Annotated in this window: 16 protein-coding genes, 1 tRNA gene and 1 pseudogene; 5 read left to right on the forward strand and 13 right to left on the reverse strand. The window is 69.8% G+C overall.

Annotated elements, in window-relative coordinates; all coding sequences use genetic code 11:
• Positions 1-168 precede the first annotated feature (168 nt).
• Together AB852_RS36210 and sp36 are read right to left on the reverse strand one after the other, a co-directional pair.
• Complete coding sequence (locus AB852_RS36210) at positions 169-639, reverse strand: RidA family protein (RefSeq protein WP_073795536.1); 471 nt, start codon at positions 637-639, stop codon at positions 169-171.
• Positions 636-794: a Sp36 family protein gene (gene sp36, locus AB852_RS39430; protein ID WP_099282727.1), complete on the reverse strand. Its 159-nt coding sequence runs from the start codon at positions 792-794 to the stop codon at positions 636-638. The genes AB852_RS36210 and sp36 overlap by 4 nt, the downstream gene beginning before the upstream one ends.
• Positions 795-865: 71 nt before the next feature.
• On the opposite strand from sp36, the gene bagA reads away from it, so the two are divergent.
• On the forward strand, positions 866-1,873 hold the full coding sequence (bagA, locus tag AB852_RS36215; RefSeq protein WP_073795539.1) for an ATPase BagA: 1,008 nt from the start codon (positions 866-868) through the stop codon (positions 1,871-1,873).
• Positions 1,870-3,489, forward strand: a complete 1,620-nt coding sequence (gene bagB, locus AB852_RS36220) for an ATPase BagB (RefSeq protein ID WP_073795541.1) — start codon at positions 1,870-1,872, stop codon at positions 3,487-3,489. The genes bagA and bagB overlap by 4 nt, the downstream gene beginning before the upstream one ends.
• A 638-nt stretch (positions 3,490-4,127) precedes the next feature.
• On the opposite strand, the gene AB852_RS36225 is transcribed toward bagB, so the two are convergent.
• A complete protein-coding gene (locus AB852_RS36225; protein WP_178391209.1) occupies positions 4,128-4,508 on the reverse strand; it encodes a WhiB family transcriptional regulator in 381 nt (126 codons plus the stop codon).
• Positions 4,509-4,936: 428 nt separating this feature from the next.
• On the opposite strand from AB852_RS36225, the gene AB852_RS36235 reads away from it, so the two are divergent.
• Entirely contained in the window at positions 4,937-7,225 is a 2,289-nt protein-coding gene (locus AB852_RS36235) for a transglycosylase domain-containing protein (RefSeq protein WP_073795546.1), read from the forward strand.
• A 355-nt stretch (positions 7,226-7,580) separates the two neighbouring features.
• Here AB852_RS36235 and AB852_RS36240 read toward each other — a convergent pair whose 3' ends face one another.
• Positions 7,581-8,045: a GatB/YqeY domain-containing protein gene (locus AB852_RS36240; RefSeq protein ID WP_073795549.1), complete on the reverse strand. Its 465-nt coding sequence runs from the start codon at positions 8,043-8,045 to the stop codon at positions 7,581-7,583.
• A gap of 302 nt (positions 8,046-8,347) precedes the next feature.
• Here AB852_RS36240 and AB852_RS36245 point away from each other — a divergent pair, with 302 nt between their 5' ends.
• Both AB852_RS36245 and AB852_RS36250 read left to right on the forward strand, forming a co-directional pair.
• Positions 8,348-9,274, forward strand: coding sequence for a metallophosphoesterase (locus AB852_RS36245; RefSeq protein ID WP_073795551.1), 927 nt, complete (start codon positions 8,348-8,350; stop codon positions 9,272-9,274).
• Between the two features lie 238 nt (positions 9,275-9,512).
• Positions 9,513-9,586: transfer RNA gene (locus AB852_RS36250), tRNA-Pro, on the forward strand.
• A 204-nt stretch (positions 9,587-9,790) separates the two neighbouring features.
• Here AB852_RS36250 and AB852_RS36255 read toward each other — a convergent pair.
• The 9 genes and pseudogenes from AB852_RS36255 to AB852_RS36300 form a co-directional block, all read right to left on the reverse strand.
• Entirely contained in the window at positions 9,791-11,299 is a 1,509-nt protein-coding gene (locus tag AB852_RS36255; RefSeq protein WP_073795554.1) for a LacI family DNA-binding transcriptional regulator, read from the reverse strand.
• A gap of 376 nt (positions 11,300-11,675) precedes the next feature.
• Complete coding sequence (locus tag AB852_RS36265) at positions 11,676-12,698, reverse strand: AAA family ATPase (protein ID WP_079185184.1); 1,023 nt, start codon at positions 12,696-12,698, stop codon at positions 11,676-11,678.
• Complete coding sequence (locus AB852_RS36270; protein WP_079185185.1) at positions 12,695-13,294, reverse strand: hypothetical protein; 600 nt, start codon at positions 13,292-13,294, stop codon at positions 12,695-12,697. Before AB852_RS36270 ends, AB852_RS36265 begins: the two co-directional genes overlap by 4 nt.
• Positions 13,291-14,175, reverse strand: a complete 885-nt coding sequence (locus AB852_RS36275) for a bifunctional DNA primase/polymerase (RefSeq protein ID WP_073795559.1) — start codon at positions 14,173-14,175, stop codon at positions 13,291-13,293. The genes AB852_RS36270 and AB852_RS36275 overlap by 4 nt, the downstream gene beginning before the upstream one ends.
• A gap of 90 nt (positions 14,176-14,265) precedes the next feature.
• On the reverse strand, positions 14,266-14,628 hold the full coding sequence (locus tag AB852_RS36280) for a hypothetical protein (protein ID WP_073795561.1): 363 nt from the start codon (positions 14,626-14,628) through the stop codon (positions 14,266-14,268).
• Positions 14,629-14,642: 14 nt separating this feature from the next.
• Positions 14,643-14,891: a hypothetical protein gene (locus AB852_RS36285; RefSeq protein WP_073795563.1), complete on the reverse strand. Its 249-nt coding sequence runs from the start codon at positions 14,889-14,891 to the stop codon at positions 14,643-14,645.
• A 21-nt stretch (positions 14,892-14,912) separates the two neighbouring features.
• Entirely contained in the window at positions 14,913-15,101 is a 189-nt protein-coding gene (locus AB852_RS36290; protein ID WP_073795565.1) for a hypothetical protein, read from the reverse strand.
• A gap of 144 nt (positions 15,102-15,245) precedes the next feature.
• Positions 15,246-15,503: a hypothetical protein gene (locus tag AB852_RS36295; protein WP_073795568.1), complete on the reverse strand. Its 258-nt coding sequence runs from the start codon at positions 15,501-15,503 to the stop codon at positions 15,246-15,248.
• Positions 15,504-15,642: 139 nt separating this feature from the next.
• A pseudogene (locus AB852_RS36300) lies at positions 15,643-16,864 on the reverse strand (cell division protein FtsK); the annotation flags it as partial.

The raw sequence follows: 16,864 nt of genomic DNA on the forward strand, positions 1-16,864 counted from the left end.
CCCGGGGGGCGTGGATCTTCGAGGGTTCGCCGTTGTGCGGGATCACACCGTTTTGGGCCGCGCGCCGACGGGCACGGCCGGAACGCGCGTACCCGCCCCACAGGGCCCCTGTGGGGCGGTCGCCGACCGGACGGGCCACCCGGGGGCCACCGACCGGCAGGCGGGCCGTCAGTCGGCGGTGAGCTCCACCAGGAGCTCGACCTCGACCGGGGCGTCCAGCGGGAGCACCGCGACGCCCACCGCGCTGCGCGCGTGCACGCCCTTCTCGCCGAAGACCTCGCCCAGCAGCTCACTGGCGCCGTTGAGGACCCCGGGCTGGCCGGTGAAGTCCGACGCCGAGGCGACGAACCCGACGACCTTCACCACGCGCGCCACCCGGTCCAGATCGCCCACGACCGACTTCACGGCGGCCAGGGCGTTCAGCGCGCACACGCGCGCGAGTTCCTTCGCCTCCTCGGCGGTGACCTCGGCGCCGACCTTGCCGGTCACCGCGAGCGTGCCCTCCACCATGGGCAGCTGCCCGGCGGTGTACACATGCGAGCCGGTGCGTACGGCGGGCTGGTAGGCGGCCAGCGGGGCGGCGACCTGCGGCAGGGTCAGACCCAGCTCCGCGAGACGGGCCTCGACGGCGCCGCTCACGCCGACCTCGCGCGCTTCAGATAGGCGACGAGCTGCTCGGGGTTCGGTCCGGGGACGACCTGGACCAGTTCCCAGCCGTCCTCGCCCCAGGTGTCCAGGATCTGCTTCGTGGCATGGACGAGCAGCGGCACAGTTGCGTATTCCCACTTGGTCATGCGGCGACTGTATCCGCTGCGAAAGGCGGCCTCCTGCGTAGGCCGCCGCGCCAGTGGTTAGGCTCGAATACGTGAGCAGGTTCCAGGTCGTCAGCGGCAAGGGCGGTACCGGCAAGACCACGGTCGCCGCCGCACTGGCGCTCGCCCTCGCGACCGAGGGCAAGCGCACCCTCTTGGTCGAGGTCGAGGGCCGGCAGGGCATCGCGCAGCTCTTCGAGACGGAAAGCCTTCCGTACGAGGAGCGCAAGATCGCGGTGGCTCCCGGGGGCGGGGAGGTGTTCGCCCTGGCCATCGACCCCGAGCTGGCGCTGCTGGACTACCTCCAGATGTTCTACAAACTCGGCGGCGCGGGCCGGGCCCTCAAGAAACTCGGGGCCATCGACTTCGCCACCACCATCGCCCCCGGTCTGCGTGACGTCCTGCTGACCGGCAAGGCGTGCGAAGCGGTCCGCCGCAAGGACAAGAGCGGCCGTTTCGTGTACGACCACGTGGTGATGGACGCGCCGCCGACGGGCCGGGTGACCCGCTTCCTCAATGTGAACGACGAGGTGGCGGGCCTCGCGAAGATCGGCCCGATACATCACCAGGCCCAGGCCGTGATGCGGGTCCTCAAGTCACCGCAGACCGCCGTGCACCTGGTGACGCTCCTGGAGGAGATGCCGGTCCAGGAGACCGCCGACGGCATCGCCGAACTGCGTGCCGCGGGGCTGCCGGTGGGCCGGATCATCGTCAACCTGGTACGCCCCCAGCTCCTCGACGACGACTCCCTCGCGCTGGTGCGCGGGGAGGGCCGTATCGCGCGGACCGCGGTCGCCAAGTCGCTCGCCGGCGCCGGACTCGGCGGCGCGCGCAAGGGCGGCAACGCCGAGCGCCTCGTCGACCCGCTGCTCGCGCAGGCCGCCGAGTACGCCGAGCGGCATGCCCTGGAGCACGCCCAGCGGGCCGTCCTGGCCGATCTGGGGCTGCCGCTGGGGGAACTGCCCCTGCTGGCCGGGGGAATGGACCTCGCGGGCCTGTACCGCCTCGCCGCGGACCTGAGGAAGCAGGACACGGACCCGAGGAAGCAGGACGCCGTATGACGCCATCCGCCGACCGGACCGCGGGCAGCGGGCCCGCCGAGGACGCGGGCAGTGAGGACGGGCTGCGCGCCCGGCGGACGCTCGCCGTGGACCCCCTCCTGGACGACCCTAGGACCCGCATCGTCGTGTGCTGCGGCGCCGGAGGTGTCGGCAAGACGACCACGGCCGCCGCGCTCGGACTGCGCGCCGCCGAACGCGGCCGGAAGGTGGTCGTCCTGACCATCGACCCGGCACGCAGGCTGGCGCAGTCCATGGGCATCGACTCCCTGGACAACACACCACGCCGTGTGAAGGGCATCGACAACGGCGCGGGCGGCGAACTGCACGCGATGATGCTGGACATGAAGCGCACGTTCGACGAGATCGTCGAGGCGCACGCGGACCCCGAACGGGCCGCCGCGATCCTGGGGAACCCCTTCTACCAGTCGCTTTCGGCCGGTTTCGCGGGCACCCAGGAGTACATGGCGATGGAGAAGCTGGGGCAGCTGCGCGCGCGGGACGAGTGGGACCTCATCGTCGTGGACACCCCGCCCTCGCGTTCCGCGCTCGACTTCCTGGACGCCCCCAAGCGGCTCGGCTCGTTCCTGGACGGCAAGCTCATCCGGGTGCTGATGGCCCCCGCGAAGGTCGGCGGCCGGGCCGGCATGAAGTTCCTGAACGTCGGGATGTCGATGATGACCGGCGCCCTCGGCAAGCTCCTCGGCGGCCAACTGCTCCGGGACGTGCAGACGTTCGTCGCCGCCATGGACACGATGTTCGGCGGCTTCCGCACCCGCGCGGACGCCACGTACCGGCTGCTCCAGGCCCCCGGTACGGCGTTCCTGGTGGTCGCCGCGCCGGAGCGGGACGCCCTGCGGGAGGCCGCGTACTTCGTGGAACGCCTCGCGGCGGAGGACATGCCGCTCGCCGGACTGGTCCTCAACCGGGTGCATGTGAGCGGTGCGGCCCATCTCCCGGCCGAACGCGCGCTGGCCGCCGCCGAGAGCCTCGGCGAGCACCTCACCGGGACCGGTACGGACGATCACCACACCGGCCCGAGTGCGGACGACCACCTCGCCGGGACGGGTGCGGACGATCACCTCCGCGGCCCCGGTGCGGACGATCATCACGCCCGGGCCGCGGAGCCGTCCGCCACGCGCGCGGGGGCCGCCCCCGGTGGACATCCGGATACGGATGGTCCGGCTGCGGAACATCTCGATCCGGAAAATCTTGCCGACAGCGGCATTGTCGATCAGACGGCCGGGCAAGCTGGACTTCGGAGCACCCCCGCTTCTCCCGGATCACCCACGCCCCCCGAGCACCACGACCGGCCCCGTCCGGACTCCCCCGAGCACCACGACGACACCCCCGCACCACGTGACACGCACCGTACGAAGCGTTCCGCCGACCCCCAGGGACCGGCCCGGCTGACGGTCGGTCTGCTGCGCCTGCACGCCGAGCGGATGCAGCTCCTCGACCGCGAACGGCGCACCCGCGACCGCTTCACCGCGCTGCACCCCGAAGTGGCCGTGGCGGAGGTGGGCGCGCTGCCCGGCGACGTCCACGACCTGGCGGGACTGCGCGACATCGGTGACCGCCTCGCCGGCCCCGGACCCACCGGGGAACCACCGGCCTGAGCGGTCGCGCGAAGGACGGCCGGGAAGACACCGGCCCGACCCGCCGCACACACGACGACCTGGCCGGCCGACCGGCCGGGAAAGCACCGCGCCGAGCGGCTCGCGTCACCGCCGTCACCGCTCCGAACAGCTCCACGTACGACCTGGCAGCCGGTGGGACACCGCGTCCGAACGGCTGTACGCGGGACACCGACGGCCACCGGGCCGCCGGAGCGATCCGTGCGTACGGCCGGGCAACCTCCGGCCGCGAAACCACGTCTTCCCTGACGAACAGCCCCCACCACACCCGGCGCGACCCGACCAGCACCAGCGGGACGCGCGCGTACGGCGGAGCGGCCACGGGGACACCCGCGGGCGCACCCGTACACCGCGCACGGACAGGCACCGGCGGGCCGCGAACGCCCCCGGCGCGAGCACGCACGCGCGTGCCCCGGTCGCGGATGCCCACGTCGGCACGGACCGGACCGCATCCGGTCCTGTACCGGCGGACCCCCGACGACGAGACGAGGTCGGCGCACGGTGACACACGACGTACAGCCGCGCGGAAGCGGACACCACGGGACACTCCCGCGTACCCACGCCCCCGCCCACGTCCGCCACCAGGGCGGCGTCCGGCGGAGCGGATCCGCGCGTTCCGTCTACCCGACGGCCGCGTAGCTCTCGTACGCGTCCTCGTACCTGTCCTCGTACGTCTGGTCGTATGTCTCCTCTTCACCCATGGCCACGGGCAGCAGGCCCGCGGCTCGTTCGTACTCGGTGCGCGCGGTCTCCAGCAGTCTGCGCCAGGACGTGACCGTCGGCCGCCTGCGCAGCAGCGCGCGGCGTTCCCGCTCGGTCATGCCACCCCAGACGCCGAACTCGACGCGATTGTCCAGCGCGTCGGCCAGGCACTCCGTACGCACCGGACATCCGGTGCACACCGCCTTGGCCCTGTTCTGCGCTGCTCCTTGTACGAACAGTTCGTCCGGATCGGTAGTGCGGCAGGCCGCCTGCGCACTCCAGTCGGTTACCCAGCCCATACCGGCGCCGTCCTCTCCCGAATCGAGGCTCCCCCACGGCGGCAGCGGCATATGCACCGCCGCCAGTTGAGGACGTTACGGAAGGTGGGCACAGCGCAACACCCCCTTCGGGCCCAATCTTGAATGGTCCGAACGGACTATGCGTACGCGGCAGATCACCCAACGGAGTGAGCCCGGGGCATACGTGACGTAGGCCACAAAGCGGGACAGATCCCTGACGCCACATCGGACGGCGGGTGACACAGGGTGCGGATTCGGGCAGCCGCCCGGCGTCCGCCACGCGCTCCGCGGGAGGGGGAACTTTCCGGGGGCGAAGGGGGTTTGACCATCTGAAGGGTTGATGCCCGGGCGTACTGCTGTGACAGTTGGCAGCAGCTTAGGCCAAGGCATATACGTGTGTCCGGCGAATCAGAACGTAGGCTGCCTCCATGCCAAACAAGCGCTCGGGCGGCGGGCTGTCCCCCACACAACAGGCCGCCAAGTTCCTCGGTGTCAGCGTCCTCGCCGGCGTGGTGCTGGCAGGCATCGCACTGCCCGCGGCGGGCGCGCTCGGCCTCGCGGCGAAGGGCTCGGTCGAGGGGTTCGACGAGATCCCCGCCAACCTGAAGCGCCCCCCGCTGAGCCAGCGGACCACGATCCTGGACTCCGCGGGCGGCCAGATCGCCACGGTCTACTCGCGCGACCGCACGGTGGTGCCCCTCAAGGACATCTCGCCGTACATGCAGAAGGCGATCATCGCGATCGAGGACTCCCGCTTCTACGAGCACGGGGCGATCGACGCCAAAGGCATCCTGCGCGCGCTGAACGAGAACGCGCAGAGCGGTGGCGTCACCCAGGGCGCGTCCACCCTCACCCAGCAGTACGTGAAGAACGTCTTCGTGGAGGAGGCGGGCGACGACCCGACCAAGGTCGCGCAGGCCACCCAGCAGACCGTCGGCCGCAAGGTCCGCGAGCTGAAGTACGCGATCCAGGTCGAGGAGGAGCTGGGCAAGAAGCGCATCCTGGAGAACTATCTGAACATCACGTTCTTCGGGCAGCAGGCGTACGGCGTCGAGGCCGCGGCCCAGCGCTACTTCTCCAAGCCCGCCAAGGACCTGGCCGTCGAGGAGGCCGCGCTGCTGGCCGGTGTCGTCCAGTCGCCCAGCCGCTACGACCCGGTGAACGACGAGGCGGAAGCCACCAAGCGGCGTAACGTCGTCCTCCAGCGGATGGCCGAGGTCGGTGACATCAGCCGGGCCGACGAGGTCCGGGCCAGGGCCAAGCCCCTCGGCCTGAAGGTGAAGAAGCCGCAGAACGGCTGCATCACCGCGGTCAACGGCGGCGGCTTCTTCTGCGACTACGTGCGCAACGTCTTCCTCACCGATCCCACCTTCGGCAAGACGAAGGCGGACCGCGCGAGGATCTGGAACCGCGGCGGTCTCACGATCCGCACGACCCTGGACCGCAAGGCACAGGAGTCCGTCCAGAACTCGATCAAGGACCACGTCTACAAGTCCGACGACGTCGCCTCGGCCATGTCGATCGTGGAACCCGGCTCCGGCAAGATCCTCGCGATGGGCCAGTCCCGCCCCTACGGCCTCGGCAAGCACGAGACCGTGCTGAACCTCTCGGTCGACAGCGACATGGGCGGCGGCGCGGGCTTCCAGCCCGGTTCGACGTTCAAGCCGATCGTGGCGGCGGCGGCCATGGAGGGCGGCAAGCCCCCCACCCAGGTGTACGACTCGCCGTACGAGATGGACTACCCGAGCCCGATCGCGAACTGCGACGGCAAGACCTGGCTGAACACCAGCGGCCAGAAGCTGGAGAACGAGAACGAGACCGAGGTCGGCCCGTACGACATGAAGGAGGCGACCGCGAAGTCGGTCAACACCTACTACGTCGAGCTGATCAGCGACATCGGCATCTGCCCGGTCACCGAGCTGGCCAAGAAGATGGGCGCCGAGCGCGCCGACGGCGGCAAGCTCCAGCTGGAGCCGTCGATCGCCCTGGGCACCCAGGAGATGTCCCCGCTGACCATGGCGAACGCGTACGCCACCTTCGCCTCGCGCGGGACGTACTGCACCCCCGTGGCGATCCAGTCGATCACCGACGCCGAGAAGAAGTCCCTGCCGGTCCCGAAGTCGACGTGCTCGCGTGCGATGTCCGAGAAGACCGCCGACACCGTCAACACCCTCCTGAAGGGCGTGGTCGAGGCCGGCACCGGCCAGGAGGCCGGTCTCGGCTCCCGGCCGAGCGCGGGCAAGACCGGTACGACGGACTTCCGCTACGCGGCCTGGTTCGTCGGGTACACGCCGAACGCCGCGGGCGCGGTGTGGGTCGGCGACCCGGCCCATGAGCGCAAGATGATCGACATCACCATCGGCGGTGTCTACCACGACAAGGTCTTCGGTGGTCAGGTACCGGGCCCGATCTGGCGGGACGCGATGAGCGGCGCCGTCGCCGACAGGCCCGCCACCGGCTTCAACATCATCGACATCCCCGACCCGCCGAAGAAGGACAAGGACAAGGGCGACAAGGAAGAGGACGGCGACGGCGACCGTGACCGCGACCGGGAGGACGGCAAGCCCGGCGAGAACCTGATCGCCGGCCTCCTCGGCGGCAACGACGGCGACGGCCGCGGTGACGGCAACGGCAACGGCCAGCCGGGCGACAACGCGGGCAACGTGGGCACGACGGACGGCACGGCGGCGGGGCCTGGCGACGGCGAGCAGGACTGATCCCGGGGCTGGTGGTCCCGGGGACTCTCCCAGGGGCCGGTCTCAGGATTCATCCCGGAGCTGGGATGGGCGGCGGTCGGGGCTGAGGTCCGGGCCGGGGCGGATTCCGGCATCGGGGCCAGGGCTGCGGGTCACCCGGGCCTGGCTTGAGCAAGGCGGTACGCGGCTGGAGCAGGCGGTACCCGGCCTGACGCACATACGAAGGGCGCCCCCGGTCTCATCGACCGGGGGCGCCCTTCGTACAGGTCCGTGCACAGCCGCCGTACGACCTTCCGCGTACGACCTTCCGTGCACAGCCGGGTGCGACCCCGTGCACAGCCGCCGTACGACCGTGGACGGCCGTGTGTACGGCCGGTCAGCCGGCCAGCTGCTGCTTGACGAGGGCGGCGACCCGGCCGCCCTCGGCCAGGCCCGCGACCTTCGGGTTGACGATCTTCATGACCTGGCCCATCGCGCGGGGCCCTTCCGCACCGGCCGCGCGGGCCTCCGCGACGGCCTGCGTGACGATCTCCCGCAGCTCGTCGTCGGAGAGCTGCTTGGGCAGGTACTCCGCGAGGACCACGCCTTCGGCGGTCTCCCGCTCGGCCGACTCCGCCCGGCCGCCCTGCGCGAAGGCGTCCGCGGCCTCACGCCGCTTCTTCGCCTCGCGGGCGATCACCTGCCGCACCTCGTCGTCGGACAGCTCACGCGCCGTCGTCCCCGCGACCTCTTCCTTGGTGACAGCGGTAAGGGTCAGCCGGAGCGTCGACGAGCGCAGTTCGTCACGCGCCCTGATGGCGGCGGTGAGGTCTTCCTTGAGCTTGGCCTTGAGCGTGGTCATGGGGGGATTGTCGCAGCTGTGGGGGCGGGGCCGCGCGGGATTTCGGGTCGGGGTGGTCGGTGTCCGGGGTGATCGGTGTGATCGGGGCGCTGGGTCCCGGGGTGTCCGGGGGCTGGGGGTGATCCGGGGGGGCCGGGGCTTCCGGGGGGGGCCAGGTCGCGCAGCGGACCGGGGGGCTCGGGATGGGACCCGGGGTGCTCGGCGGACCGGGGTACTCGGAACGGGGCCGGACCGGGGCGCCCGACGGGCGGATGATCACATCGGAACGTGGCGGAGTTGATCGAGTCTGACACGATAGGGGTATGCGCGCGCGATATGGAGTACCCCTCGGAATTGCGGCGGCGGGCGCCGCCGGTCTGCTCTACTCGGCGGGGTTCGAAGCCCGTTCGTACCGCCTTCGACGAGTGACCGTCCCCGTCCTGCCGCCCGGGATGCGCCCGCTGCGGGTTCTTCAGGTGTCGGACATCCACATGGTGAGCGGTCAGCGGAAGAAGCAGCGGTGGTTGCAGTCGCTGGCTGGTCTGCGGCCCGACTTCGTGATCAACACCGGGGACAACCTGTCCGACCAGGAAGGCGTCCCGGAGGTCTTGGACGCGCTGGGCCCGCTGATGGAGTTCCCCGGCGCGTATGTGTTCGGGTCGAACGACTACTACGCGCCGAGGCTGGGCAATCCCGCGAAGTATCTGTTCGAGAAGGCCCGGGGGCAGCACGGCCTGAACGGGAACCCGCCCGCGGTGAACGTGCTCCGTAATCCGTGGGAGGGCCTGCGGGACGGCTTCGACGCGGCGGGCTGGCTGAACCTCACGAACACGCGGGGCACGCTGAAGGTGGAAGGCGTCGAGATCGGGCTCACGGGCCTCGACGACCCGCACATCAAGCGGGACCGCTACACACTGGTGCCCGGCGGACCCGACAAGGCCGCCGACTTCTCGATGGGCGTGGTCCACGCCCCGTATCTGCGGGTCCTGGACGCGTTCACCGATGACGGCTACCCGCTGATCCTGGCGGGCCACACCCACGGCGGCCAGCTCTGCATCCCCTTCTACGGGGCGCTGGTCACCAACTGCGACCTGGACACCGACCGGGTGAAGGGCCTGTCGACACACACGGTCGACGAGCGGACGTCGTACCTCCACGTATCCGCGGGCTGCGGAACCAACCGCTACACCCCGGTCCGCTTCGCGTGCCCCCCGGAGGTGTCGTTGCTGACGCTGGTGGCGCGGGGGTAGCGCGTCCGACGGCCCTCGCCCGCGGGGCGGACCGGCTGAACGGGTCCGACGCCACGGAGTCGAGCGGCTGTGCGGAGCGCCGCGTACCGCGCCCCACGGCCTGCCCGAGCCGCCCCGGCCCCCGTCGGAACCCGGCCCGGACCCACCCGTCACGACTGCTCAGCGCCGACGAAACCGGATTTCGTCTCCGGGGCCCCGTGGGCTAAAGTAAGCGTCGTCGCCGCGCAAGCGGGGGCATCGGGGTGTGGCGCAGCTTGGCAGCGCGCTTCGTTCGGGACGAAGAGGTCGTGGGTTCAAATCCCGCCACCCCGACAGCTGAAACACCAGGTCAGGGGCCTGATCCGCGAGAGCGGGTCGGGCCCCTGAGTGGTTTTCTGGCCCTCGGGGAGTGACACGGGGAGTGGATCAAGGAATTCTCGACATGCTCCACTCCCCCACTCCCGGTGAGGCGACGGCCCGTGCCCTTGAACGCAAGAAGGCCCTGCCTCCGTGGAGTCGGAGACAGGGCCTTCACAGCTACCTACGAGTTCTCAGCAGTGCGTCGAGTGCCGGGACCGATGAGCGCGGAGACAGGGTCAGCCGCGCGGCCAGCGACTCCTCCCACTGGTCGGTGAGGCCATCCATGAGCCTCTTCCTCATCCCCTTCGTAATGTGGGTGTAGCGGGCCTGAATCGAGCCGTCCTCGTGCCCGAGCCGTTCGTCCATGAGCTTGGGCGGTGTACCAAGCTCCTCCATCACTGTCTTGTGGGTGTGCCGAAGACCGTGCGGAGTGAGGCCCTGCGCGATCGGGAGCCAGCAGGCATCCGCCCGTCCGGAAGCGTTCCGGCCTCGGACAGGGGCACCGGGCCAGGTATCAGCCAGCACGGGCACAGGGTGGGCATCGTTGGGCGCCTTCTTCGGGAACCAGCCCGTCACGGCCGGCTGGAACAGCCAGGTCGCGAATCCAGTCCGCCGCCAGTGAGCGGCGGTCTCACCGCCGGAGCCGCCTCGGACATATCCGAGTTCGGCGACCGCTGCTTCGACCTTGACTCTGGTCCCCTCTGCTACGGCCTCCGGCCGGTTGAGGACGTTCGAGACCGTGCCTGTGGAGACGCCAGAACGGCGGGCAACATCGACCAGTTTGGCGCCGGGGCGTCGAGCGGAGTCGTTCACCGCACCGTGGCCGCGGAACACGTGCGCGCGGCCGTGGCAGGCACAGGGCTTCGGCCTGGCACGGGCGATGTGACCCAAGTACAGGTCCGACAACCACCCCGGAGAGTCGATGTCCCGGTACGAGTCGTCCTTGGGCGGGCAGTGATGCAATTCTCCCGAGTCCAGCTCGTACAGCTGCCACTCGACCCGGACCTTCTCAGGCCGGGCGAACTTCGGCTCCAGGCCGACGATTTCGCCCCACCGCATGCCGGTGTACCCCTTGAGCACGGTGGCCACGAACTCGTCGTCCCGACCGGAGAGCAAGGACCCCCGTTCGGCGATGAGCAGGATGCCGAGGCCATCGGTCACCACCTTTTCCGGAGCCCGGTTCCGTGAACGGCCGGCGCGCTTGCCCCTGCCCCGCCGCTTCGTGGCGGGGTTGGCGTCCCGCAACCCTTCCTCCACGGCGTCACTGAGGATCAGGTGCAGCGTGCCGCGCCAGGTCTTGACGCTGGACGCCGCGTAGATCGCCTTCTCCTTCTTCTCCCAGACATCCACGTCGGTGCGCTGGATGTCCGCCACGGCCTTCTCCTCGAATTCCGGGAGAAGGTGCTCCTCGATGTGCCGCTTGTAGTTCTGCATCGTGGACGCTGCGAGGTCCTGCGCCTCGTACCAGCGGTTCACGAAGCTGCCGAACGTCTCCTTGCCCGCGTCCGGGTCCCGCCACGTTCCCTTCCTCACCTCGGCCTCAAGGTCGTTCGCTGCCTTCGCAGCTTCCCTCTTGGTCGTGAAGCGGATCGTGTTGCCGTCCTCGTCCTCGACCGTCCGAAGTACGCCTTGTGCGATCCAGTACCGAGCGCGGTACCAGTCGCCCCGCTTCTCGCCGTAGCCCAATCTCCTACTCCCCTTCTTGAAATTCAGGCAGCGGCAAGCCGACGCTCGGACCGGTCGGCCCGACGCGGAGGCTTGGCCTTGAGGCGAGTGGCTGCCACGGGCCCTGGTGATGGGGTGCGACGGGATCGCGGAACCGGGTCCCGCTCGGCCGCGGACGCTCGTCCTCTCACGGGGCGCTCCTCGAAGACACGAAGGATCTCCCCGTAGTGCTCCGTCGTGAAGCGGTATCCGGCGCCGGTCCGGATGAACGGGATGCGCCCGCGCCGGGCCTGCTCCTTCACCCACCATTCCGAGCAACCGAGGGCTTCAGCGACGGCCGCTGCGCGGTAGAGGGGAGGAAGGGTGACCGCGGTGACACTGTGACGGCTGTGACTCGTCATGCCTGTCCCCCGTTCTCCGACGGGACCACGTAGCCGCCACCCTTCCTCACAAGCTGGACATCCTTGGCCATCCGGGAGCATGTCTGCCGGACGAGGTCCGGCTCCAGGCCCGTGCCCTCGGCTATGCCCTTCGGCCTGGCGCCGGGGTTCGCACGGACGAATCGCAGAATCGTCGCGCGGGTATCACCGATGGTGTGTTCAGCGGCAGGGCCTTCGAGGAGCTGCCATGCGCCGGCCTCCGCGTAGAAGCGGAGTGCGTACTCAGCCTCGTCGACGTCGCGGCCGGTGACGTGGAGAACACCATCGGCCTGGCCACGAGAGCGCTTCAACACGAGGGTGGCGTCCGCTGCTCCCGCGAGGCCGTTCGTGCCGGAGACCTCGGCGAGGAAGTCGTCCGAAGCGGCCTTGCGCACGTGGTGGACCAGGACCACAGCGACGCCGTAGTGATCCGCGATGCGCTTGGCATGGCCGACCGCGGCGTAATCCGCTTCGTACGCGGAGGCTCCCGGAGCTGAGTTCCCCCGCATCTTCGCGAAAACGTCGACCACGACCATCCGCGCCTCGGGGTTACGGTCGAGCCACTGGGCGATGGCCTCGTTCCCGCCCTGCGGCAGCGGCGGACATGAGGTGGCCAAGGTCAACGTGGCGGGAGCGCGATCGCCACCGAGGATCTTTCCCATCCGGGTCTGGAGCCGCCTCGGGGTGTCCTCCAGGGCCAGGTACAGCACCGGTCCGCCCTCGACGGGGATGGAGTCCATGGCCGTACCGCCGGCGGCGACAGAGAGGGCCAGGCCGAGGGAAAGCCAGGACTTGCCCACCTTGGGCGGTCCGGCGAGCAGATTGACCCCCTCGGAGATGATCCCGGGCACGGCCCACTTCGGTGCCGGGAACTCGGTCGCCATCAGCTCGTCGGCCGTCCAAGCAGTGCGGATTCGCTGCTGGGCAGGCTGGAGCGGACGGGGCTCGGGTGCGGGTTGAGAGGAGTACAGGTGAGGCGGGTTGTACGGGTCGTCGTTCACTTCGCCTCCTCACTCTCGGAGGTCTGCTTGACGATCCACTTCGCGGCCGCGGAGCAGGAGGCGAAACCTTCCTTCGCACGCATCCAGCGGAGCGTGCCGATCCCGTACGTACCGTTGGGCACCGGCAGTGCGAGGGCGGAGAACTGCTTGCCGCCGCGCGGTCCCCGCCCTTCGTGGATCTCTCCGACCACATCCGACGCTTGCGGCCGGTGACACCGTCCCTGGGTGACCAGGAACTCGTGAGGCTCGTTGTCGAACCAGGGCTGTCCCGGCCACAGGTACAGCCCGGCAACCTTGCGGGCCTTCTCACCAAAGCCAGTTGCACGTGTACTCGTGGTCCGAGTGCTGCCGCTCTCGCCGCTGATGACATGCACGGTGTGACACACGAGGCAGACCACCCGCACCGTCGTACGGGGGTAGGTACCGCTGTGGTCGCAGTCCTCGTTCTGACAGGAGTGCCGCTCGACCGCACCCTCGTACGAGGAGCGGTAGTGCTCGTCCTCGCGGATGTCGACCGTCCACGAAGGACGCACGCAGCCCTGCTCGTGGCCCAGCTCGCGCCAACCGAGGTACGTGTCCTGAACGCTGAGGTTCATGCCGCCCTCCTTGCCACGGTGCGGGGCTTCCTCGCGCCGGCCCGCAAGCCGGAGGCGACCGTGCGCCGCGCTTCCGCCTCGTGGAGGCCCTTCCCCACAGCCTCGCTGACCAGCCGGGCCGTCACACCGCCGGCCGCCAGCTCACCGCCGGCGACAAGCTGCCCGAGTGCCACGGACGCCTGATAGAGCGCGTTGTTCCGGTTCCCTGCGAAGGCACGAGCAACGCGCTGCGCCTCGCCCTCGATGGCAGCCGTCAGATAGCGGTCAAGTCCGCCGGATACGAACAGGGATACGTCCGAGGGCCCCTGGGGCGGCATTGACGGGGGCAGGAGGAGCTTCGCCAGCCAACCCGGAAGGGGTGCCGGGGCCGACTCGCGGACGACCTCGTACGACCGGCCGTCCACATTGCTCCCCGCGCCCACCACAAAGCCGCCGCACGCCCGGGTGTCGATCTTCCAGCCGAGCTTGCCCGCTGAGTTCCGCAGCTCGGTCCCGAACGGAGCGGTGAAGTAGAGGTGGAAGCCACCGCTGCCGGTCCGGACCGTGTACGTGTCGCTGGGATACCGCTCGCCGTGCTCCTCGGCGAGCAGACCGAGCATGTCAGCGCCATCAGCGACGCGCCGCGGAGTTCCGGCAGGCGGTCGGTCGTGGTCGCCCTTCGGGACATCCAGGTCGACCACCACCAGGCGCGAGGGGCCGGTGGCGATACCGAGGTTGTAGGCGTCGGCCGACCAGCAACGCGTGAGGCGGTCGGGTTCGGTCGTGGCACGCGACTCCCACGAGCGGACGGCGGGCCGCTTGTCGCCGGGGACGAGCGGGAAGACATGCCAGCCCCGCTCAGCCGAAAGAAGCACTCCCGGGGGTGGGGTGTTGTGGTGCATGCTGAAGGCACCTCCTGGTTCCTTGGATGGGATGGGGAGGAACCGGGGCAGCGGGCTTCGTTGGCCCGTCGACCGCTGCCCCGGGTCGATTCAGTGGTTCTGCGCGAGGCTCCAAGCGCGGTACGCCTCGCGGACGTATGCGCGGTAGTCCTCACCTGCGGCCAGGTCGGCGCCCTTGGGGCTCAAGCCATGGTGTTCGGTGTCGTGCTCAACCAGGCCGAAGGCAGCCGTCTCGGCGGTACGGACGAGAGGACCGGTGGCCTCCGAGCCGTGGCTCTCCGTCTGTTGAAGCGTGAGGCGGTCGAGGAACGCGGCCTTGCGGAGCAGGAACTCACGGCTCGCCTCGAACCCCGGAGTCCTGGTGAACCGCTGGAGCCATGGCAACTCGATGTCGAGGGCCGGTGCGCCCATGTAGGCGGCTTCCGGATCTCCGGCGGAGTGTTCGATCGTCATTCGTTCCTCTCGGATCAGTAGAGGTCGGCGGGCGCAGCATCCGTCCCGCCCGCCGACTTCAGCAGGAGCTCACGGAGGTCGGTTCCGATCACGGCCGCGAGGCGGCCCTCGATCGCCGTCCAGGAGGCAGGGTCAATGGCCATGAGGGCAGCAACGGCCCTGGGCCCCTTGCCCTCCTCGATGGCCGTCAGCACGTCGCGCAGTTCACCAGCGGCCATCAGCGAAACGCGCGGCGGGGTGGTGGTCATGTGCGGCTGGAGCATCGTGGTTCCTCGCTCTCTGGGTTACATGTCGGGGACAACGTCGGCCAGCGTCGCCATGACCTGGTCGATAGCAGGGGCAGCGGGGGTGTGGGACAGGTAGTAGCCGAAGAGCACGGCGACGATGGCCGCTCCGGCTCCGACCGACTTGGAGCGGATGAGCATGCCCAGGAGGAGCCCGAAGAGCAGGAGCGCGGAGATCGAGAAGGACAAGTTGCAGCCTCCGTCAGGGAAGTTGGTGTGTGGCGGGCGGACGGTCCGGCGCGGGTTCGCCGGCAGGACACGAGGCGACCCCGAGGCCGAGGACGAGACCGATCAGGGCGAGCTGGATGCGCCGAGGCACAGATACCTCCTGGGTCAGCGGGTGGTGCCCTCGTGGTGGAGCCGGGAGGCCAAGTTGTAGAGACGGCGGCCGACCCGGACCCGCTGCCCGTGGCCCTCACAGCGACGGCAGTGCCGACCACGCTTGAGCCGTCCGCCGAATCGGGAGACGCGAACCTTGGCACCCCAGCCCTTGCACTTGCGGCAGGCTCCGAGGGGGCTCGCCGCGCACAAAGCGGCGTAGCTGAGCGTGATGAGCAGCAGAGCGGTCGCGAGATCGAACCAGGTAGGCATGAGAACCCCTCCCAGGGCAGGCTTCAAGGTGTGACTACGGGGGCGCTAGGGACTAGTGCGCAGGTCAACAGCTATGCGGGCCGCTAGCAGGGGTGCTAGACCTAGCGGGCGGCTCGCTAGGTCCAGCAGCGTTCAGCGGCTACGCCGCAGCGGCTCCGCTGTCACGTTCAGCCACTGCCTTGAGCAGGTCAGCGCGCTTGATACCGCGCCGGTTCGCGCTTTTGCCCCCTTCGGTCGAGCCCCAGACCTGACCGGTGCGGACGCCGTACGGTTTGAGCGCGAGGGTGAGCTGCTCGGGCGCCCACTCGCCGTACACACCGGGCCGCAGTTCGGCGAGGGCGGCGACGGCGACCTCGTTCCAGACCTTTGGAGTGCTGTCCGGGACAGCGGCGAGGAGGTCGGCGAGGAGGTCGTACGAGACAGCCGGTTCGGCCTCCGGCTGCTCTCCCGCGGCGTGCCCCGCCAGCCTTCCGGCTCGCTCGCGGAGCACCCTGGCCCGAAGAGCGATGCTGTCCGCCAGTACGGCGTCGACCAGCGCGGCACGCACGATCCGGGCGTCCGCGCCCTCGCCGAGGAAGTAGCAGACCCCCTTCTCGGCCCAGGCGAACAAGGTGGCCCGAACCCCGCGCTTGTACGCGCCAGTGCCGAGGACCATGTCGTTCTCGACCTGGCCCATGACCTTGAGACACCAGCGGGCGGAGGCGTTCGCGCTGATCGCCTTCGGGATGCTGTCCTTGTCCGGTCGCTGAGTGGCGAGCAACAAGACCATGCCCGTGGCCGGCCCGCGCTTGACCAGGTCGACGCAGATCTCCTCGAACTCCGCACCGTGTTTGTCGTGCTCGAACCACACCTGGCACTCGTCCACACCGATCACGATCGGATGAAGCCCGAGTGACCTCTTGGACGCCAGCTCGGTCGTGACCTTGGACTCGGGGCACATGTCCCGGGGAAGCGACCTGATGACCTTCGCGCGCCTGCGCATCTCCTCTCTGAGTTCCCGCAGGTCCGCGATGGCGTACTCGATGTCCGCGGCCTCCTCGCCGGCGCGGTGCCGGTGGGCGACGCGGTCGCCGACCGCGTCCAGGTCGCCGGTGCCCTTCAGGTCATAGGTATGGAGTTCGGCCCGGATGTCGAGCGCGGCGATGAGGAGGAGCAGACGGAGGAGGAATGTCTTGCCCATCCGCGGGATCGCCCCGATGACACCGGCGATGAACATCAGCGTGATGCCGACCCATCGGCCACGCTGATCGGTTCCCCACACGACGGGTTGGAACAGGTCAACGGTTCCGGACTGTGCGAGAGGCCAGGGCGCGGGGCGGGACTTCGCCAGGTCCTCGTCACCGACCCAGAGGCGGAGATGC

The sequence above is a fragment of the Streptomyces uncialis genome (assembly GCF_001905345.1).
In the GTDB taxonomy this organism is placed as follows: domain Bacteria; phylum Actinomycetota; class Actinomycetes; order Streptomycetales; family Streptomycetaceae; genus Streptomyces; species Streptomyces uncialis.